Here is a 19,689-nt window from a genome sequence, read left to right on the forward strand (position 1 = left end):
TCCTGCCGGATTGCGGCGCCGGGTGTCCGTGGCGCGCAGGACCCGCCGGACTCCGGCGGTACGGCGCTCAGTTCCGGCCGCCGTCCTGCTCGGCGGGGCGGGCGACAGCCCCGCGTGCGAGCAGCAGGAGGGCGTCGACCAGGTCGTCCGCCGGACTGCCCGTCGCCAGGCGTCGCAGTTGCAGACCCATCACGAGCGCGACCGTCGTGGACGCCAGGCGTTCGGCGTCCGGGACGTCCAGCGCGGTCAGGATCCGGGTCGCGAGCCGGTCGTACGCCCGGAACGCCTCCGCCGCCGCCTCGCGCAGCCGCTCGTCGCGCCCGGCGTGCAGGTAGAGCTCGAAGGGTGCGAGATGGGCGCTGTCGAGCGCCGCGCTGCACGCCACCTGGCCGGCGAGCTGCGCCGCTTCCTCGATGTCGATGCCGTCGGTCTGGCACTGGTCGGCCAGCTCGGTGAAGTGCCGGGCCTCTTCGCGCACGAAGTGCAGCAGGCTTTCCCTCAGCAGTTCGTGCTGGGTCTCGAAGTGGTAGGTGACCGAACCGAGCGAGACGCCCGCTTCCTTGGCGATGCGCCGGTTGGTGAGCGCCGAGAGACCGTCCGCGCCGATGATCTTCAGGACGGCGGTGATGATGCGCTGACGCGTCGGGGCGGCGAGGGCGGCGTTCGGCATGCCACTCATTGTTCCACCAGTGCCGACGGCGGTCGGCGGGGTGTGCCGCGCGGGGCCGGGCGCGGGTCGTCGTCCGCTGCCGGCCCCGCCCGCCGCGCCGCGTTCCCGGGGTGACGGGGCCGGGTCGACGCGGCCGTGCCGACGCAGCGGTGCCGCCGACGGCCGACCCGCCACTCAACGACCGTCCCGGCCGGACCTCTTCCCGGGGGACGACGGTGGACACGGCCCCCCACCGTCTCTATTGTTCGTTCGAACGAACAAGACCGGAGGGTAGTCGTGCGCATTGCTGGGGCAACTGTTCTGCTTACTGGTGGCACCGGAGGCATCGGCGGGGCGCTCGTCGCCGAACTGTCCCGTCGTGGGGCGGACCTCGTCCTCACCGGCCGACGTCGGGAGGCACTGGAACCCCTCGCGGAACGCTACGGCGCCCGCACGATCCTGGCCGACCTCGCCGACGCCGACGACGTGCAGCGCCTCGCGGAGGAGGCCGCCGGCACGGACATCCTCATCGCCAACGCGGCGCTGCCCTCCAGCGGCGACGTGCTCGACTACACGCCCGCGCAGATCGACCGGGCGATCGCGGTGAACCTGCGCACCCCCGCCGTGCTCGCGCGGTTGCTCGCTCCCGCCATGGTCGCCGGCGGCCGCGGCCACATCTGCTTCGTCGGCTCGCTGTCGGGGGTGGCGGCCACCAAGTCCTCGTCGATGTACACCGCGACGAAGTTCGGTCTGCGGGGCTTCTCGCTGTCCTTCCGCCAGGATCTGCACGGGACCGGAGTGGGCGTCTCGATCGTCCAGCCGGGCTTCGTGCGCGACCTGGGCATGTTCGCGAAGACGGGAGCGTCGGCGCCGGGCGGCGCCCGCACCGTCTCTCCGGAGCGGGTCGTCAAGGGCGTGATGCGGGCGATCGAGCGCGACGTCGCCGAGATCAACGTCGCCCCGGTCGAGCTGAAGTTCCTGACCAGGGTCGCCTCGCAGTTCCCGGGCTTCTCCGAGCGTGTGCAGCGGCTCGTGGGGGCGGAACAGACGATGGACACGATCGTGACCGCCCAGCGGGCCAGCCGCTGAGCCACGGAGGGGCCCTGCTGCCGCACCGCAGCAGGGCCCACCGGTCACGGAGGCGGCCGACGGCCGTCGCCGGCCCGTGAACGGCCCGGCGACGTCGCGGCTCGGCCCGGCTACGGCGGTGAGTCCCCGCGGGCCTGTTCCTGGTGGCGGACCTCGTCGAGGTCGGGCAGGCGGTCGAGGCCTCTGACCGCCTGCGCGGTGCGGTGGTTGTGTTCGAGTCTGGAGCGGTGCCGGTCGAGGAAGTTCCAGTAGCCCGCGGTGTAGGGGCAGGCGTGTGCCCCGGTGCGGTCCCCGGGGCGGTGGGCGCAGGGCCCGCACAGGTCGCTCATGCGGTTCACGTAGGCGCCGCCGGACGTGTACGGCTTGGTGGTCATGCGGCCGCCGTCGGCGTACTGGGACATGCCGACGACGTTGGGCACCATGACCCAGTCGTAGCCGTCCACGAAGCTCCGGCGGAACCAGTCCGTGACGGCGGCCGGGTCCCAGCCGTGCTGGAGCGCGTAACTGCCGAGGATCATCAGGCGCGGGATGTGGTGGGTCCATCCCGTGTCGCGCACCTGGGACAGGACCGTGTGCAGACAGCGCGCGCGGATGTCGTCCGCGTCCAGGTCGTCCCACCAGCCGGGCACCGGTGCGGTGTGCCGCAGTTCGTTGGAGTGCCGGTACTCCTCGCCGAAGTACCAGTACAGCTGCCAGACGTACTCGCGCCAGCCGGCGATCTGCCGGACGAAGCCCTCGACGCTGTTCAGCGGTGCCCGGCCCTCCCGCCATGCCGCTTCGGCGCGGTCCACGCACTCGCCGGGGTCGAGCAGACCGAGATTGAGGGACGAGGACAGCAGGCTGTGGCTCATGACGGGGTCGGCGGCGAGCATGGCGTCCTCGTACGGGCCGAAGGTGCCGAGCCGCCGGTCGACGAAACGCCGCAGCGCCTCCCGGGCCTCGGCACGGGTCGCGGGGAAGAGCCGCGGGCCGTCCCGTCCCACGAAGGACACGTCACCGTCGCTCTCCCAGCGGTCGAGGTCGTGGCGGACCTCGTCGTCGATCTCGTCCTCGCGCGGCCGGTAGGGGGCGGGCACGGGCAGGGCGGACGTCTTCCGGGGCGGCGGCTCACGGTTGTCGTGGTCGTAGTTCCAGCGGCCGCCGGCCGGGCTGTCGCCGTCCATCAGCAGCTCGTGCCCCTGCCGCACCCACCGGTAGAAGTCCTCCTGGCGCAGCCGCCGGCCGCCGTGCCCGTCCGCCCACGCCGCGAAGTCCTCCAAGGGCACCAGGAACCCGCGCGGAGGCCCCATGGCGACGTGAGGCAGGGAGCGCACCAGCCGTACGGCGGCGTACGAGGTCGGGTGATGGACGGTCACCGGGGCGCCGCCCGCCGCCTTCTCCAGTCCTTCCCGGTAGGTGTCGGCGCGGACGTACGTGACCCGGTCGCCGAGTTCCGCCGCCCGGTGGCGCATGGCGGAGAGCACCAGGTGCGCCTTGGCCCGGTGGAAGCGGCGGCGCCGGAACACCGACCGGGCCTCGATCATCAGCAGCGGTGCGTCGCGGGTGAGACCACTGTCCGGGGAAGGGCGCAGGAAGTGCGGTCCGAGCTGATCGCCGAAAAGCCAGTGCATGAGCATCCCTTCGTCGGTCCCGGCCGCGGACCAGTCCGGACCGGCGGCACCCGTACGCGCCCGACCACTTCACACACCGCGCCGGCGGCGGATGCGCGACCCGCCCGGAACCGCCCGTTCAGGCGGCGGTGGCGGAGCCCTCCGGCTGCTTCGCCCCGGTCACGGGTCCGGCGGCGCGGCGGGCCAGGGCGCTGGGCCACCACGCCCGGGGTCCGATGTCGATCATCAGCGCGGGGACCAGGAGCGAGCGCACCACGAGCGTGTCGAGCAGGACGCCGAAGGCGACGATGAACGCGATCTGCACGAGGAAGGCCAGGGGGATGACCATCAACGCCGCGAAGGTGGCGGCGAGCACCACTCCGGCCGAGGTGATCACGCCTCCGGTGGTGGTCAGCCCGCGCAGCACACCCTGCCGGGTGCCGTGCACGAGCGCCTCCTCCCGTACCCGTGACATCAGGAAGATGTTGTAGTCGACGCCGAGGGCGACCAGGAACACGAAGCCGTACAGCGGTACCGACGCGTCCGTGCCGCTGAACCCGAGGAGATGCCCGAAGACGAGCGCCGACACCCCCAGCGTGGCAAGGAAGTTGAGCGCGACGGTCGCGACCAGCAGGACGGGTACGAGCAGTGAGCGCAGGAGCAGGACGAGGATCAGCAGGATGATGCCGAGGACGACGGGCACGATCACCGTACGGTCGCGGGCGGCGGTCTGCTGGGTGTCCAACTGCTGGGCGGTGTAACCGCCGACCAGCGCGTCGGCCCCGGACACCGCGTGCACTTTCGCACGCAGCCGCTCGACGGTCTCCTTGGCCGCGTCGCCGTCCGCCGCCGCCTTCAGGGTGGCGTCGATGCGCACACGCCCGTCGACGACCTTAGGGGTACCGGCGCCGGGCCGTCCCGACGCGGAGACCGCCCCGGCCGACGCCACGCCCTCGGTGTCCTTCGCGGCGGCCGTCACCTCGGCGGCACGGTCGGCGTCGGCGATGATGACGGCCGGGTTGCCCGAACCGCCGGGGAAGTGCTCGCCGAGCGTCTCCTGGGCGGCGACGGAGGGCGCGTCGTTCACGAAGATCTCGTCGAGCGGCACGCCCTTGGCGGTCAGCGCGGGGGAGAAGGCCGCGAAGGCGGCGAGGACGAGTGCGGTGACCACCCAGGTCCGACGCGGCCTCGCGTTCACCCGCGCGGCGACACGGCGCCACACCCCGTGCCCTTCGACGGACGCGTCCGACGCCTTGGGCTTGGAGGGCCAGTACGCGGTCCGGCCCAGAAGGGCGAGTACGGCGGGCAGGAAGGTGAGGGTGCAGAGCACGGCGCACACGATGCCGATGGCGCCGACCGGCCCGAGGGAGCGGTTGTTCGTGAGGTCGCTCGCGAGCAGGGCCAGCAGGCCGAGCGCCACGGTGGCGGCACTGGCGGTGATCGCACCGAACGAGCGGCGTACCGCCGCCATTGCGGCCGCGGCACGGTCGCCCCGTACGGCGAGTTCCTCGCGGAAGCGGGCCGCCAGCAGCAGCGCGTAGTCGGTGGCGGCGCCGATGACCAGGATGGAGAGGATGCCCTGCACCTGGCCGTCCACCCGGACCACGTCCCGGTCCGCCAGCGCGTAGACGACGGCGCACGCGAGTCCCAGGGCGAACACGGAACCGAGGATGATCACGAACGGCAGCAGGACGCTGCGGTAGACGAGCAGCAGGATCAGCAGCACGGCGCCGAGGGCCACACCCAGCAACAGCCCGTCGATACCGGCGAACGCGTCCGACAGGTCGGCCTGGCTCGCCGCGGGGCCGGCGATCTGTGCCTCGGTGCCGGGCACGCTCCCGGCCGCCGCCCGCACCTTGTCGAGCACCGCGGGCAGTCTGTCGCCCAGGTCGGGCTCGAGCTGGACGACCGCCTGAAGGGCCTTGCCGTCGTCGGAGACCAGGGCGGGCGAGGGCCGGCCGGCGACCCCCGTGTCCGAGGCGAGAGCGGCGACGGCCTCGGTGGCGGCTGCCTGCTGGGCCTCGGTCGTCGGGCTCCCGTCCGCCGTCCAGACCACGACGGCGGGCAGCGTCTCGGACTGGTCGAAGGCCTCACGGGCCTTGAGGACCTTGGTGGACTCGGCGCTCTGCGGCAGGAAGGCCGCCTGGTCGTTGGTCGCGACCTCGCCGAGCTTGCCCGCGTAGGGGCCGAGCGTGCCGCCCACGGCCAGCCAGACGAACAGCAGAGCGAGGGGTACGAGCCAGCGGGCCGAACGCGGTGCGGTTCTCATCAGCATCTCAAGCCTTAGGGAAGTAAGTCACTCATCAAGTATCTCAATGATTGAGTGATCCTATACTGAGGGCATGAGCGGTTCCGGCGTGCCATCGCCCTCTCTTCCCGGAGACGACCCGACAGGGTTGCAGTCCTTCGCCGTCCTCTTGCGCCGGATGAACGGCGAGTTCAATCGCATCGCCCAGGAGTTCGCTCAGGCGCAGGGGCTTCATCTCACCGACGTGCAGGCCCTGATCGCGATCCTGGATGCCGACGCCGACGAGGGGCCCATCACGCCCGGCAGGCTGCGCGAGCGGCTCAACCTGACGTCCGGAGCGGTCACCGCCTGCATCGACCGGCTGGAGAAGGCCGGACACATCCGGCGGGTCCGCGCGGTCGACGACCGTCGCGTGGTCCATCTGCACTACGCGGAGGCGGCCAGGGAGATCGCCAGGGACTACTTCCAGCCCCTGGCCCGCAGCACGGGAGCGGCGCGCGAGCGCTTCACCCCCGAGGAACTGGCGGTGGTCGTCCGGTTCCTCGCCGAGATGAACCGAGAGCTCGTCCATCTGCGGCAGGGCTCCGGCTAGCCCATCGAGTGGCGCGCGCATCGGTCAGCCGCAAGTGGTGCGAAACCGCATCCATTTCGTCCATACCGCGCGAAACGTGGTCATGAAGCTACAAGATGAGCTCCCCGTCGACCACCACCTGGCGACCGTCTATCGGTACGGCGCCGGCTTCTGCGGACTGGTCCTGCTCACCTTCGCGGGCCTCGGTTTCGCCGACGCCCTCAGCCCCTTCGCCACGGCGGGTCACACGATCGCGGGCATGACCACCAACGTCGCGCTCAGCGTCATCTCCACGGTGGTGGGTGTGGCGCTGCTCGTGGGAGCCGTGATCGGCGGCAACTTCGCCTCCACCCTCAACATGGTGGTGGGCGCCCTGTTCGTCCTGAGCGGCTTCGCCCACGTCTTCGTGCTGGACAAGCCCGCCAACGTCCTCGGCTTCGGCATGACCAACGTGCTCTTCAGCTTCGTGATGGGCCTGGTCATCGCGACGTTCGGCATGTACGGCCGGGTCTCCAGCAAGCTCTCGCACGACAACCCCTACTGGCAGAGCAGGCACCCCCGACAGGCCGAGCGGGAACGGCGGACGGCCCATGCGCAGGCGGCAGCCGCCCTCCCGGCCACGGAACGCGGGGTGCGGGCGCTGCCCGGCGCGACGGCAGTCGGCGGAACGGGCCGGCGTCGGACGCCGGGGTGACACGCACCTCACACGGGACGACCACCAGCACGGAGCGCGGGGGTGGCCACCGGGATCGGGCACCGGTGGCCACCGGCTCACGCGCGGGGCGCCGCGCCCTCGTCGACGGGCAGCGGAACCGGCTCGTCCGGGGGACGAGGGGCCGCGTCGCCCGTACCGTCCCCGGCGCGTGGGGGCGTGCGACGCAGACGGCCCAGCGCCAGGTGGAGCACCGGCACCAGCACGCACGTGATCACGGCGCTGTGCCACAACAGCGCGTCCAGACGGCCCGCCGCCAGGTACGCGCCCGCCGCGACCGCGGCCAGCGCGCACACCCCGCGGTCCACGATGCTCTCCACCGACAACAGCGTGGCCCGCGGCGCGCCCGCCGGGATGGCGTCGTTGATGAGCTTGCGCTGCACCGGATAGACGAACCCGGTGACGGCGGCGAACGCGCACAGCAGGGCGACCACGGTCCAGGGACCGCCCAGGGCGAGGCCCGCGAGGACCGCGGCGAGCAGCACACTCAGCAGCGACACCCACGACACCGGTGACAGCCTGCGGCTCAGCCACTGCGGGCGGGCCGAGGCGACCGCCTCGGCGACCGTCATCGCCGCGAGCACACTGCCGTGCGTGCTCTCCCCGATGCCGTGGTCGAGCAGCACCGGCTGGAACAGATTGACCTGACAGATGCGCGACAGGGTGAAGACCGCCACGCCCTGCACCATCAGCAGGACCAGCCAGGGCGAGGCCCGCAGCACGCCCAGGGCGGCACGCGTGTCGTGCAGGAAGCCCCCGCGTCGCCGCTTGCGCGGAACCGGTACGGAGACCTCGCCGTGCGGGGCGAGACGCGGCAGGGCCAGGGCGCAGCCGAGAGACCCGGCGGCACTCGCCGCGCTGAGTATGTAGGGCGCCTGCGGAAACAGCAGCATCAGCGGCCCGACGAGCGGCCAGCACAGCACCTTGGCGGCGAGGCCGAGCGCACGAGCCGTGCCCTCCGCCCTGAGGTAGTGGGCGTCCGCCCCCTCGGCGCGCAGTCCGTCGTACAGGTAGGCGCTCGCCGCGCCCGAGGTGAGCGAGCGTCCCGCAGCGATGGCGAGGAAGTGCACGAGGAAGCCCGAGTACGAAGGGGCCAGCACCGGCGTCAGGTTCGCCGCCGTCATCACCACCGCGCCCGCACGCAGACAGTTGCGGGCGCCGATGCGGTCGGCCACGGCACCGGTCGGGATCTCGAAGAGGCAGAACGCGACGTAGTAGATGCTCTGGATGCCGAAGATCTGGTCCTCGGAGAGGCCGGCGTCCCGCTGGTAGGCGTAGAACACGGGCATCCACCACAGCAGGTTGAACAGCAGCTGGAACCCGTTGTTCAGGCGGATGATGCGCCGGGCGGCGGCGGGCAGGGCGGGCCCCCGCGGACGTGCCCACGGTTTCGGCATGCGGCGCCTCACCGGGAGTACGGGCGGATCTGGACCAGCCGGAACGTCCCGTCGGCAGTCATCAGCCACTCGACGTCCAGCGCGTCGTCCGGGTCCTCCTGGCTGAAGTGGGACTGCAACAGCCGTCCTGCCAGGGCGAGTTCGGCCAGCGCCGCCCGGGTGGTCGGCGGGAGGTCCACGCCCGCGGAACCGATGTCGACCGTGCGTCCGCCGCCCTCGACGGTGTTGTAGAGGTACTGCTGCGGCAGGACCGTGCCGTCGACCACCCGTTCCGGCGACCCGGGTGTGCAGTTGAGGTAGACGTTGCGGAAGTCCTCGCGGCGGGTCGGGTTGCAGGTCACCAGGACGCCACCGAGGTCGGCCGGCAGGTACTCCTGGATGATCACGCCCATGTAGGTGTCGTCCAGCGAGATGCCCACCTGGTGACGCAGGCGCACACTGCGGGGCGACAGCAGGGAGGCCCACACCTGACGGACGGCGTCCATGAGCTGGTCCGTGCCGCGCACGGTGGTCACCGAGTCGTAGATGCCGGCGGCGGAGAAGCCCGGCAGATCCTCCGCGTTGGAGGACGAACGGACCACGAGCCGGCGGCCGTCGGCCAGCAGGCCCGGCACGGCGCCGGTGACCGCCCGTGCCACCTCGTCGGGCATCGCAGTGCCGCGCACCAGATGCTGGAGGTGCAGGCACAGCGGGTCGAGCACGTCGAACGCCTCGAGTTCCAGGGCCATCTTCAGCTTGCCGATGCCCTGTTGCAGGGCGGGCGACGAGGTGAGGAACAGGTGGTGCAGACGGAACGGCAGGGCGACGCCCTCCGGTGCCCGCACCGTGTCCGCCACCCGCTCCACCGCCGCGGCGCGCAGGCGTTCCGGACTCGCCCACGGCTCACCGAGACGGGTGGCCAGATGCGTCAGCAGGTCGGCACGCGGGGGACGCGGACGCGCGTAGAAGGTGGTCAGGTCGGCGGTGCGGCTGTCCAGTACGTGGTGCAGTTCCCCCAGGTTGGCGGCCTTGGTGCCGTAGCTGTCCCGGTCGGCCCGGCGCAGCCGGTGCAGCGCCAGCACCGGCGCCTCCTCCAGCAGGGGAGTCTCCACGCGGATGCGCTGCTGGTGCCAGGCGGGCTTGTGCAGGACCGGCGCGCCCGCCAGCCGCTCCAGGGTGATCGTCTCCTCGGCGACGCGGTAGCGCACCCACGCGTCGTCCAGGCCGTCCTGCCCCACAAGGGTGTCGAGGTCGCGGACGATGGCGTTCGGGATGCGCCAGCCCGAGGCCAGGACGTTGGTGTGCGACAGCGGGGTGATGGGCGCCGTGTTGATGAATCCGGCGACGCGGGGCACGTCGTCGGGCAGGCACGCCATGGCGACGATGTCGGACCAGCCGAGCTCCGCGGCGGCGGCCTCGTACTCCTTCGTGGTGCGGAAGTAGCGCAGCCTGCCCTCGGCCTCGCCCGGGTTGAGGCAGGTGCGGGTGCGATGGCCGAACAGTTCGTGGCTGAGGATGCGCGGCACGACGGCCTCGCTCACCGACGCCAGTTCGTGTTCCTGCCCGTGGTTGGCGGGCTTCAGCAGCAGCGGCAGCCGTCCGTCGACCCGGCCGCGAACATAGCGGTAGAACTCCTCCAGCAGGGCACCGTGCATGGTGTCCGCCTCGGTCGTCTCCAGCACCAGGAAGGGGCGTTCGGGGTCCTCGGCCCGTTCGTCGGTGTGCAGCGACAGCACGCCGAGGAGGAAGCGGCGCTCCGGGTCCATGTAGACGGAGGTGTTGAACGCGTCGAGGTCCGTGTCGAGTTCGTCGAGCGTCAGACCGAGGATCCGGGTCGCTGTGTAGTTGACGTGGAAGGGGTGCACCCGGGTGTCGAGCAGGTGCCAGGTGTGCTCGGCACGGTCCACCACGACCTTCAGGTACGGGTGCCCGGCCAGCGTCCCGGACAGGGCCCGGAACAGGGGCAGCGACAGGTTGGCGCCGACGACCGTACGGTCCCCTGACGCCCCTGGCGTCTCGGCGTCGTCCAGTGCGAGGGTCATGCCGTGACCCCCTCGGTGGCGTCGGCGGGCAGGATGTGCGGCAGCGCGTCCACGAGGGCGGTGAAGTCCCGGACGACGGCCTGCGGGACCTCGGCCGACAACAGGCACAGTCCGGCCATGGTGTTGGCCCCGGCGGCGGGGTCGTAGACCGGCACGGTGGTGCCGTCCGGCAGGGAGCTCTCGGCGACGACGGACAGCGTGCTCCCGGTGCCCAGCGGCGCGGAACGGACGACCGCGGCCGCGTCCCACACGTGCCGGCGCCCCCAGGGCTCGCCGTCGCCGTCGACCGCGAGCACCACCAGGGAGCCGGCGGCGCCCTCGGCATCGGCGGGCGACAGCGCCCGCGCGGGCCAGGCGGGTGCCCTGTCGAGCAGTTGGTCGGTGAACATGCCGACCAGGTCGAGCCCGAAGACCTCCTCGATCTGCGGCACGGTCATCGCTCCGCCGAAGCGCGCTGCCGTCTCGATGACCCACATGCGGCCGTCCGCCCCCAGCTTGATCTCGGTGTGGGTGCCGCAGTTCTCCAGCCCCAGGGCCTCCACGGCGCCGCGGGCGAGGGCGACGACGCGTTCCTGGGCCTCGGCACCGAGAGCGGCCGGGGTGATGCCGGCGCGCTCGGTGAACGGCGCGACCGTCGGCATCCGGCCGCTCAGACAGACCGGCCGGAAGACGCCGTCGACGACGACGCCCTCGACGCTGACGTAGTCGCCCCAACCGGCGCCGTCGAACCACTCCTCGGCACACCCGGTGACGATCTCCTCGACGATGAAGTCCTCGCCGGCACCGGCCACATGAAGCTCGGCGAACCCGAGCGTCGCCGACTGCGCCATGACCGCGCGCGACCGCTGCCACGCCTGCCGGACACCGCCGGGCGTCGTGATGATCTGGTGCGCGGTCGAACCGGCGCTCCAGGCCGCCTTGAGGAGCAGCGGATACGACAACTGGTGTGCGGCCGCGTCGAGTTCGGCGGCGGTGCGAACGGCACGGAACCGGGGCTGCGGCACGCCGTGGCGCTCCCAGGCGGCACGCATCAGGCGCTTGTCCCGGGCGAGTTCCGCGGCGGCGCCGGCTCCCTTCAGGCCGAGGCGCCGAGCCGCTTCGGCGACCGCGACCACCGCGTACTCGGAGAAGGTGACGACGGCGTCCGCTCCCACCTCGCGGGCACGGTCCGCGATGAGGTCCACCAGGTCGCCCCGGTCGGCGTCCGCCCGGGTGACGACCGAGGCGCACATCCGCCCGGCGTCAGCCGCGACGGTGACGGGCAGTTCGCTGAGTGCCAGCAGGTGCACCGCGGACCGCGCGGCCACCCGCGTCAGGGCGTAGCCCACCGGAGGGCCGCCCTTGGCGTGCACGTACAGCACCTTGCTCACGAATACCCAACTCCTCTGTTTCCGGGGAACCGGCGCGGGCGCGCCGTCCGCCGGCACGGCGGCCGTGGGTGCGCCCGCGCCGCTACGACGACCGCCGTCCGCGGTCCGTGTGCGCTCCTTCAAGCGAAGCAGCCCGTGTGCGCGTCCTGGGCCCCGGAGAGCGCGAACCCCTCAGGCAAATGCCGTACTCGTGACGGCGGTTGACGGCGTGTGAAGGTTCCGTGATGCGTTAGTGCCCGTTCCGGGTAGAGGGGTGCGCCGCCGAGCCGTCCGAGCCCACCCGGCATGCTTGGCATGCACACGGGATACGCATGTGGTGTCACTCAAAGTAATGTGGTCGAACGTTGAAGGAGTTGGGCCGTGGACGAGGCCGATTTCAAGTCGCTTCTCGCGCCCCTGCCGGTGTCCTGGTGGGAGGCCGACGGTGGACTGAGAGTGGTCGACAGCGGTGGCGGCGCGTTCGACGACGAGCGCACCGCACACCGTTTTCTGGAGGCCCTCTCGGCGGAACTCGGCGACCCGGCCCGACCATCGGGCGACGGCCCGTACCAGGCGTGCTTCGAAGGCCGGACCTTCGACGTGAACTGGCCCGACTGCCGGGGCGGCGCGCGTCGGCGCGTCAGCAGGGGAGTGGCCGTCGAAGTGGGCGGCCGCTCCGACGAGCCGGACCCGTACGCCTCGTTCGCCGACCTCACGCCCGCCGCGGCGTTCGTCCGTGACCCGACCGGCCGTTATCTGTGGGTCAATCACGCCTACGCCCACCTGTACGGCACCACCCGCGACGCCATGATCGGCCGTCACCTCGCCGACGTCGACCGACCCGACGACGCAGCCCGCTTCTTCGGCCTCGACCAGGACGTCCTGACCGGCGGCAAGCCCGTACGGCACACCCTGGCCTATCGGCGGCCCGACGGCTCCTCCGGGCAGGCCGCGGGCTACCGCTTCCCCGTCCGCTGGGACGAACGCCGGTGCGTGGCGGGGATCTACGTCGACATCACCGACTACACCCAGACCCTGGAACAACGGCGACGGGCGGAGGAGGACCTGCGGGCCCTGCGCGACCACAGCGGACTGGCGTGCGTCCGGATGTCCGCCGAGGGGCGGGTGGGTGAAGCGAGCGCCGCCATGGCCGAGTTACTGGGCGTTCGCCTCTCCGAACTGATCGGTCGGTCCGCAGATCGTCTGCTGGCCGACACCCCGGAGCGGGCCGTGCTGCACCGCATCTGGGGTGACCTGGTCGACGGCCGACGGCGCAGCGCGCGCGTCTGCGCCGTCCTCGTCGACGGAGACGGCTTCCTGCGCAGAGCCCGTGTGCACCTCACCACGGTCCGCCGCGCCGCCGGACCCGGGCCCGGCGTATGGGCCGTCGTCACACATCTGGGACTGCGGTACGAGGAACACGCGTCGCTCACGGCCGCCCAGGTGCGGATACTCGCCCTGCTGGCCGCCGGGCGGAGCAACGCCGACATCGCGGGTGCGCTCCACTTGTCACGGCAGACCGTGGACTACCACCTCAGCAGGCTGCGCGAGTTGCTGGGCGCCGCGACCCGACCGGCACTGGTCGCCCGCGCCTACGTCCTCGGCATCCTCTCCCCGCAGACCTGGCCGCCCCGCTCCGCCACGGCGCCCCACCCGCTCAGCCCGGCCTGAGCGGCGGCCGTTCGCCCCCTGGGCGGCCGGGGACAGCCCTTAGGCGGCGCGGCCGGCCTTGAGAAGTGCCGCCGTGTCGACGGTGCGCCGGGCCTGGTGGCGCGCCGCTTGCAGGGCCACGTCGCCGGGCAGGCCGTCGGCCGCCACGTGGGAGGTGCCGTACGGGTTGCCCGACTGGAACTGAATGGGATCGGTGTAGCCGGGAGGCACGATGATGCCGCCCCAGTGGTAGAAGGTGTTCGCCAGCGCCAGAAGGGTCGACTCCTGTCCGCCGTGGGCCGTGTTGCTCGCGGTGAAGGCCGAGTACACCTTGTCGGTGAGCTTGCCCGTGAACCACAAGGGGCCGGTGGTGTCGATGAACGCCCTGAGCTGACTCGAGGGGTTGCCGAAGCGGGCGGGAGTGCCGAACAGGACGGCGTCGGCCCAGATCAAGTCGTCGTGCGCGGCCTCGGCGACGTCCGCCGTGTCCTGCGCGTGCCGGCCCCAGGCCGGGTTGGCGGCGATCGCCTCCGGCGGGGCCGTCTCGGCGACCTTGCGCAGCCGCACCCGGGCGCCTGCCTTCTCGGCGCCCTCGGCCGCGGCCTGCGCCAGCGCGTGCACGCTGCCGGTCGAGCTGTAGTAGATGACTGCGACGTTCACGGGTTCCATGGACGGATTCTTCCTTCGCTGGTTCCATCGGCGGCCGCGGGCGGGATCCACGCGTGGGTGCCCGGGTGAGGTCCGCCTCGAAGCCGACCTCCAGCAGACCGACGACACAGCCCCTCGGAATGTGAGGCCCGGTGCCGAAGGCAGCCGCGGGCCGGTCGCGCCCGGCGGCCGCCCCGTCGGGTCAGCTCGTCACGACGCCGTGCAGGAGCAGCCCGATGAGCCGGGTCGCCAGGTCGCGCTGCTCCTCGCCGGCGGCGATGAGCGTGATCCCGCCGAGGGCCATGAGGACGTCCCGGGCGTCGACCTCCGGCCGCACCACCGACTGTGCCCTGGCCGGGGTGAGCAGGTGGTCGAGGGCCTCGGCGAGCAGGGCGCGGGTCTGCAGCTTCTCGTTGTCGTCCGTCAGCACCACGCGCAGCGCGTCGGCCATGCCCTGCTTGGCGGACATGAAGTCGATGAAGCGCTCCATCCAGGTCCGCAGCGCGTCCGACGGAGGCCGGGTGGCCGCCAGTTCCGGTGCCGCCTCGCACAGGCGCTGGACCTCGTGCCGGTAGACGGCCTCGATCAGCAGTTCCTTGGAGGGGAAGCGGCGGTAGAGCGTGCCGACGCCGACTCCGGCGCGGCGGGCGATGTCCTTGACCGAGGCGCCCGCTCCCTCTTGCGCGAAGGCGGCCGCGGCCGCCTCCAGCAGCCGGTCCTCGTTGCGTCGCGCGTCGGCGCGCAGGGCCCTGCCCGGCCGTGCCGCGTCCCCCTCGTTGCCGGTCAATTCCGACTCCCTTCTCGGCTTCGCTTGTAAGCGGAACCAGTTCCGCTTACTGTCGAGGGCGAAGCGGAACCAGTTCCGGATATCAGAGTACGGCGGCCTCATGCCTTCGTGCCACCGGCCGCGCACGCCCCGGCCGCTGCCCTCGCCCTCATGGAGAACGTCATGACCGACCAGCTCGTCACCACCCCGTTCGGAGCGGAGACGACCGCCGCCGAGGTGCTCGCCGGCGTCGATCTCACCGGCCTGCGCGCCGTCGTCACCGGGGGAGCCTCCGGCATCGGACGCGAGACCGCGCGCGCCCTGGCCGCCGCCGGCTCCGAGGTCACCATCGGCGTCCGCGACCCGGCCGCGGGCACGCGGGCGGTGGAGGAGATCGCTCCGGCCGACGGCTCGGGGGCGGTACGCGCCGCGACGCTCGACCTCGCCGACCCGGCCTCGGTGCGCGCCTTCGCGGAAGCCTGGCGCGGGCCCCTGCACATCCTGGTCCTCAACGCCGGGGTGATGGCTCCGCCGCTCCAGCGGACGAAGGAGGGCTGGGAGCTCCAGTTCGCCACCAATCACCTCGGCCACTTCGCCCTCGCCACCGGCCTGCACGGCGCCCTTTCGGCGGCCCGCGGGGCGCGCGTGGTCGCCGTCAGCTCGGTCGGTCACGTCAACGGCGACGTGCTCTTCGACGACATCAACTTCGAGCGGCACCCCTACGACCCGTGGGCGGCCTACAGCCAGTCCAAGACCGCCAACGTCCTGTTCGCCGTCGAGGCGAGCCGTCGCTGGGCGCCCGACCTGATCACCGTCAACGCCCTCAACCCCGGCCGCATCACCACCACCCGGCTCGGCCGCCACATCGGGGACATCTCCAACAGCCCGAGCTCGTTCGAGGCCACCAGCGCCGACGTCTCCTGGAAGAACATCGAGCAGGGCGCCGCGACCTCGGTACTGCTCGCCGCCTCACCGCTGACCGAGCGGGTGACCGGCCGCTACTTCGAGGACTGCAACGAGGCCGGACCGTATCGGCCCGGAGTGCGCCGCGGAGTCGCCGCACATGCCCTGGACGTCCGGAGCGCGGACCGCCTGTGGCAGGCCTCCGTCGCGATGCTCGCCACCGCGACGCCTCGCTGACACCGCCCGACCCGACCCGACCCGTGAGGGGTCGTCGTCCGGTCACCGGATCCGGACCACGACGCCCCGGCCCGCAACGGCCCATCCGGACCACTACATCCTCCGGATCGGAGTTCTCTGCCTCCGGCACATCACAAAACGGGCACACCGGCCCTCATCAAGATCCGGTCGTCGCATGATGCCTCTCAGCACACATGTCCTAGCTTGATCTTTAACCTGTGCGGCGGGGTCGTGGGGTGGTTGGCTTCTTCGTCCGCGGCTTCGTCGCCGGTGTTTTGCGGGGTGTGTGCACGTCGTGGCGGGGTGTGGGCCGGGTGTTCTTTCTGCCTGGAGGTCGTCCGGGGCCTGGATGGGAGGGTTTCGGTGCTTGGGCTGGGCAGCTGGTCTTGGGGCGGATGTGCCGAAAGTCGCGGCGGACTCGGGCGGGGGTGAGTCTGTCCGGCGGGGTCGGCTGCTCCCAGGGCCGACGTAGGTCGGCTGCCAGCGTTCGGGCGAGCCGCAGTTGGGTGTAGCCGGCGAGGATCAGCCATGTCCATCGGTCGGCCGCCTCGGGGCTGCGGATCTTCGGGGAGGTCCAGCCGAGGGTCTGCTTGAACAGGCGGAAGGTGTGCTCGATGTCGAAGCGTCGCAGGTATGCCTGCCAGAGACGGTCGGCGTCCGCCGGGGTGGCGTCGGTGCCTGACCACCACAGCCAGACCGGCTTCGGGGTTGCTCCGCTGGGCAGGTGGCCGATGTCCAGGCGGATCACCGTCCCTTCGACGATGGGGAGGGTGCCGTCGGCGGCTGCCCAGGAAGAGCGGTGGGTCAGTTTGGGGTGGAGTCGGTTCCAGGAACGGGCCCTGGCGGTGCCGTAGAGACGTGTGTCGGTAACCGTTTCGGTGTCCGCGGTGCCCCAGGTGTCAGGCTGCCCGAAGACGAACTCGCCGCCGTGCCGCGGCGGTCGGCCCTGGGTGTGTGGGAGCCGCGGTGGGACAGCCCTGCGCAGGACGCGGTCGGAGCGCATCCTGGCCAGCACCTTCACCGGCAGGTCACTCAGGAGGAAGCCGAGGCGGGGTGCGTCGTATCCGGCGTCCGCGACGATGAGGATGTCCGGGTCGCCCGTCTGCCACTGCCCTGCGGTGATCAGTCGCTGAAGCAGATCGCGCAACTGCCGGGCGGTGACCGTGGCGGTGTCGTCCCCGGGCCTCAGACGCAGTGCGTCCAGCGGTGCGGTCCATGAGCTGCGGCCCGGCTCGAGCGCGCAGATGATCGAATAGGGCCAGCCGGGGACCGGGATGTGCTGGTCCTTGCCCCGGCCGTAGGTGTGGCACAGGATGCGTTCCGGTGAGGTGTGGGCGTCGGGCCGCAGCCAGCAGGTGACATCGACAGCCAGGACCAGCCGGCCGTCGGCAGCCCGCGGCAGTGGCACTGCGGCCAGTGCCCGTCGCAGCCCGCCGGCATCGATGCGTCCACGAGCCACTGCCGCGTAGAGCCCTCCATGGCCGCGGCGGTGTTCACCCACCAGTGACAGCTCGGCCAGCGATCTCACCGGCCCGTCGCCGCACAGAACGGCATCAGCCAGCTCGAACAACGTGTCCGAACGAGCGGTCAGACAGGCGTAGAACTCGCCCCGGAAGCATGACAGTTGTGCCAATGCCTCCGATCGGGCGTTGTGATGCAGCAGACTCATCTTCACGGCCTTCGTGCTGGACGTGTGTGTTCCTTGGTCGGAACACATGTTCAGCCGAAGGCCGCTTCTGCGTACGGCGGTTACCGAACCGAGTGATCAAGTTCGACGCACCATTCGACATCGAGCGTTAAAGATCAAGCTAGGAGTTGTCGTCAAATGTCACGCCCACATCAGGAGCGATGCGAGGGTGACGGCTGCCTGGTAGGACTCGGCGGTCTTTTCGTACCGGGTAGCGATGCCGCGCCACTGCTTCAGGCGGTTGAAGCACCGTTCCACCACGTTGCGACTCTTGTAGAGCTGCTTGTCGAAGGCCGGCGGGCGCCCGCCTCGGCTGCCGCGTCGCAGCCTGTTGCGGACCTGGTCGGCCCGCTCGGGAATGGTGTGGGCGATGCCGCGCCGCCTGAGCCAGGTGCGGATGGCCCGGGAGCTGTAGCCCTTGTCGCCCAGGACATGGGCGGGCCGCACGCGGGGCCGTCCCGGGCCGATGCGGGGCACCCGGATCGCTTCCATCACGGCGGTGAACTGGGTGCAGTCGTTGGTGTTGCCGCCCGTGAGGGTGAAGGCGAGCGGGCGTCCAACACTGTCGCAGGCGAGGTGGATTTTGCTGGTCAGGCCGCCACGGGAGCGTCCGAGGCCCGGGCTGCGGACCCCCCTTTTCGAGCCCCGGCGGCATGCTGGTGGGCGCGGACGACGGTCGAGTCGACCGACACCAGCCATTCGATGTCCCCAGCCGCGTCCGCCCGCGCCTGGGCGGCCCGCAGCATCCGCTCGAAAGTGCCGTCCGCCGCCCACCGACGGAAACGGGTGTGCAGCGTGGCCCACGACCCGTATCGCTCGGGCACATCCCGCCAGGCCGTCCCGGTGCGGAACTTCCACACGATCCCGTTGAGGACCCTTCGGTCGTCCAACCGCCTCCGCCCCCGCAAGGATGCGGGCAGCAGCGGTCGGACGAACTCCCATTCGGCATCCGACAGTTCATGGCGACGTATCACCCGACCATGATCCACCATCCAAGATCATTTGAAGACACGCCCTAGTGTCCTGAGTTGGGAATTCGCTGCGTAAGTCTGGGTGGGTTCGGCATGATGGCCGGGTGGCGAGGACGGGACGGCCGAAGGCCGAGCTGGTGCTGACCGATGACGAGCGTGAGACGTTGAGCCGCTGGGCCAGGCGTCGGACTTCTTCGCAGGCTCTGGCCCTGCGGTGCCGGATCGTGCTGGAGTGCGCAACTGGTGCCTCGAACAGAGACGTTGCCGCTCTGCTCGGCGTCGAGGAGCACACGGTGAGCAGGTGGCGGGCCCGCTTTGTGCGGGACCGGCTTGAGGGCCTGACCGACGAGCCACGCCCAGGTGGGCCCCGGAAGATCACCGACGCCCAGGTGGAAGAAGTGGTCGTCAAGACACTGGAGACCACGCCGAAGGACGCCACACACTGGTCGACGCGGTCGATGGCCAAGGAAGTGGGCCTCTCCCAGTCGGCCGTCACACGTATCTGGCGGACCTTCGGCCTCAAGCCGCACCTGGTGGACACCTTCAAGCTCTCGAAGGATCCGCAGTTCATCGAGAAGGTCCGCGATGTGGTCGGCCTGTATCTCGCCCCGCCCGAGCACGCGCTGGTGCTGTGCGTGGACGAGAAGACACAGATCCAGGCCCTGGACCGGTCAGCTCCGGTGCTGCCGATGATGCCGGGCATGCCAGAACGCCGTACTCACGACTACGTGCGCGGCGGCGTCACCACACTGTTCGCGGCGCTCAATACCGCCACCGGCGAGGTGATCGGGCAGATCCATCGCCGGCACCGGGCCGTGGAGTTCAAGAAGTTCCTCGTCCGGATCGACAAGGAGGTGCCCGCAGACCTGGACGTGCATCTGATCTGCGACAACGCCTCGACGCACAAGACCCCGGCCATCCAGCGATGGCTGACCGCACACCCCCGCTTTCATGTGCACTTCACACCCACCAGCTCCTCCTGGCTCAACCAGGTCGAGCGGTGGTTCGCGCTACTGACGGACAAACAGATACGGCGAGGCGTCCACAGGAACGTCCAGACCCTGGAACGCGACATCCGCAACTGGATCAAGACTTGGAACGAAGAACCGAAACCCTTCGTCTGGACGAAGACCGCAGACGAGATCCTTGAACGCCTCGCCGGATATCTGAAGCGAATTCCCGACTCAGGACACTAGGGGGAT

Annotated in this window: 15 protein-coding genes and 1 pseudogene; 6 read left to right on the forward strand and 10 right to left on the reverse strand. The window is 71.2% G+C overall.

Annotation, left to right across the window (positions count from 1 at the left end; translation table 11 throughout):
* Positions 1-67: 67 nt before the first annotated feature.
* Positions 68-670, reverse strand: coding sequence for a TetR/AcrR family transcriptional regulator (locus ACSYGO_RS42055; RefSeq protein ID WP_426675357.1), 603 nt, complete (start codon positions 668-670; stop codon positions 68-70).
* A 276-nt stretch (positions 671-946) separates the two neighbouring features.
* Between ACSYGO_RS42055 and ACSYGO_RS42060 the strand changes: the two genes are divergently transcribed.
* Positions 947-1,738, forward strand: a complete 792-nt coding sequence (locus tag ACSYGO_RS42060) for an SDR family NAD(P)-dependent oxidoreductase (protein WP_432176617.1) — start codon at positions 947-949, stop codon at positions 1,736-1,738.
* Between the two features lie 110 nt (positions 1,739-1,848).
* On the opposite strand, the gene ACSYGO_RS42065 is transcribed toward ACSYGO_RS42060, so the two are convergent.
* Positions 1,849-3,348 carry a cryptochrome/photolyase family protein gene (locus tag ACSYGO_RS42065; RefSeq protein ID WP_460389955.1) on the reverse strand — a complete coding sequence of 500 codons (1,500 nt, stop codon included), beginning with the start codon at positions 3,346-3,348 and terminating at the stop codon, positions 1,849-1,851.
* Between the two features lie 118 nt (positions 3,349-3,466).
* Positions 3,467-5,596 (reverse strand): MMPL family transporter, encoded by a 2,130-nt coding sequence (locus tag ACSYGO_RS42070; RefSeq protein WP_460389956.1) that lies wholly within the window; start codon positions 5,594-5,596, stop codon positions 3,467-3,469.
* A gap of 73 nt (positions 5,597-5,669) precedes the next feature.
* Between ACSYGO_RS42070 and ACSYGO_RS42075 the strand changes: the two genes are divergently transcribed.
* Both ACSYGO_RS42075 and ACSYGO_RS42080 read left to right on the forward strand, forming a co-directional pair.
* A complete protein-coding gene (locus ACSYGO_RS42075) occupies positions 5,670-6,167 on the forward strand; it encodes a MarR family winged helix-turn-helix transcriptional regulator (protein WP_426675353.1) in 498 nt (165 codons plus the stop codon).
* An 82-nt stretch (positions 6,168-6,249) separates the two neighbouring features.
* Entirely contained in the window at positions 6,250-6,840 is a 591-nt protein-coding gene (locus ACSYGO_RS42080; protein WP_426675352.1) for a DUF4383 domain-containing protein, read from the forward strand.
* Between the two features lie 77 nt (positions 6,841-6,917).
* Here the strand turns inward: ACSYGO_RS42080 and ACSYGO_RS42085 are convergent, their stop codons facing one another.
* The 3 genes from ACSYGO_RS42085 to ACSYGO_RS42095 are packed head-to-tail and all read right to left on the reverse strand — an operon-like array spanning position 6,918 to position 11,646.
* Entirely contained in the window at positions 6,918-8,255 is a 1,338-nt protein-coding gene (locus ACSYGO_RS42085; protein ID WP_460389957.1) for an MFS transporter, read from the reverse strand.
* A gap of 8 nt (positions 8,256-8,263) precedes the next feature.
* Positions 8,264-10,276, reverse strand: coding sequence for a PEP/pyruvate-binding domain-containing protein (locus ACSYGO_RS42090; protein WP_460389958.1), 2,013 nt, complete (start codon positions 10,274-10,276; stop codon positions 8,264-8,266).
* On the reverse strand, positions 10,273-11,646 hold the full coding sequence (locus tag ACSYGO_RS42095) for an ATP-grasp domain-containing protein (protein ID WP_426675349.1): 1,374 nt from the start codon (positions 11,644-11,646) through the stop codon (positions 10,273-10,275). The genes ACSYGO_RS42090 and ACSYGO_RS42095 overlap by 4 nt, the downstream gene beginning before the upstream one ends.
* A 360-nt stretch (positions 11,647-12,006) precedes the next feature.
* On the opposite strand from ACSYGO_RS42095, the gene ACSYGO_RS42100 reads away from it, so the two are divergent.
* Entirely contained in the window at positions 12,007-13,296 is a 1,290-nt protein-coding gene (locus tag ACSYGO_RS42100) for a PAS domain S-box protein (protein ID WP_426675348.1), read from the forward strand.
* A 39-nt stretch (positions 13,297-13,335) separates the two neighbouring features.
* On the opposite strand, the gene wrbA is transcribed toward ACSYGO_RS42100, so the two are convergent.
* Both wrbA and ACSYGO_RS42110 read right to left on the reverse strand, forming a co-directional pair.
* The gene (wrbA, locus tag ACSYGO_RS42105) at positions 13,336-13,944 is read right to left on the reverse strand and encodes an NAD(P)H:quinone oxidoreductase (RefSeq protein ID WP_426675347.1); all 609 of its coding nucleotides are present in this window, start codon (positions 13,942-13,944) and stop codon (positions 13,336-13,338) included.
* Positions 13,945-14,125: 181 nt separating this feature from the next.
* Entirely contained in the window at positions 14,126-14,710 is a 585-nt protein-coding gene (locus tag ACSYGO_RS42110; RefSeq protein WP_426675346.1) for a TetR/AcrR family transcriptional regulator, read from the reverse strand.
* Positions 14,711-14,872: 162 nt separating this feature from the next.
* Here ACSYGO_RS42110 and ACSYGO_RS42115 point away from each other — a divergent pair, with 162 nt between their 5' ends.
* Positions 14,873-15,829 carry an SDR family NAD(P)-dependent oxidoreductase gene (locus tag ACSYGO_RS42115; protein ID WP_426675345.1) on the forward strand — a complete coding sequence of 319 codons (957 nt, stop codon included), beginning with the start codon at positions 14,873-14,875 and terminating at the stop codon, positions 15,827-15,829.
* Positions 15,830-16,040: 211 nt separating this feature from the next.
* On the opposite strand, the gene ACSYGO_RS42120 is transcribed toward ACSYGO_RS42115, so the two are convergent.
* A complete protein-coding gene (locus ACSYGO_RS42120) occupies positions 16,041-17,498 on the reverse strand; it encodes an NF041680 family putative transposase (RefSeq protein WP_460389959.1) in 1,458 nt (485 codons plus the stop codon).
* 159 nt (positions 17,499-17,657) lie between these two features.
* A pseudogene (locus ACSYGO_RS42125) lies at positions 17,658-18,487 on the reverse strand (IS5 family transposase).
* A 104-nt stretch (positions 18,488-18,591) separates the two neighbouring features.
* Between ACSYGO_RS42125 and ACSYGO_RS42130 the strand changes: the two are divergent.
* Positions 18,592-19,683: an IS630 family transposase gene (locus ACSYGO_RS42130; protein ID WP_460385335.1), complete on the forward strand. Its 1,092-nt coding sequence runs from the start codon at positions 18,592-18,594 to the stop codon at positions 19,681-19,683.
* Positions 19,684-19,689: the final 6 nt, after the last annotated feature.

The organism is Streptomyces krungchingensis, from assembly GCF_054729265.1.

Coding starts and splice junctions, on each gene's coding strand:
- ACSYGO_RS42070 (WP_460389956.1), bottom strand. CDS start 5,596: ATGAGAACCGCACCGCGTTCGGCCCGCTGGCTCGTACCCCTCGCTCTG.
- ACSYGO_RS42085 (WP_460389957.1), bottom strand. CDS start 8,255: ATGCCGAAACCGTGGGCACGTCCGCGGGGGCCCGCCCTGCCCGCCGCC.
- ACSYGO_RS42075 (WP_426675353.1), top strand. CDS start 5,670: ATGAGCGGTTCCGGCGTGCCATCGCCCTCTCTTCCCGGAGACGACCCG.
- ACSYGO_RS42115 (WP_426675345.1), top strand. CDS start 14,873: ATGACCGACCAGCTCGTCACCACCCCGTTCGGAGCGGAGACGACCGCC.
- ACSYGO_RS42090 (WP_460389958.1), bottom strand. CDS start 10,276: ATGACCCTCGCACTGGACGACGCCGAGACGCCAGGGGCGTCAGGGGAC.
- ACSYGO_RS42120 (WP_460389959.1), bottom strand. CDS start 17,498: ATGAGTCTGCTGCATCACAACGCCCGATCGGAGGCATTGGCACAACTG.
- ACSYGO_RS42080 (WP_426675352.1), top strand. CDS start 6,250: ATGAAGCTACAAGATGAGCTCCCCGTCGACCACCACCTGGCGACCGTC.
- ACSYGO_RS42055 (WP_426675357.1), bottom strand. CDS start 670: ATGCCGAACGCCGCCCTCGCCGCCCCGACGCGTCAGCGCATCATCACC.
- ACSYGO_RS42065 (WP_460389955.1), bottom strand. CDS start 3,348: ATGCACTGGCTTTTCGGCGATCAGCTCGGACCGCACTTCCTGCGCCCT.
- wrbA (WP_426675347.1), bottom strand. CDS start 13,944: ATGGAACCCGTGAACGTCGCAGTCATCTACTACAGCTCGACCGGCAGC.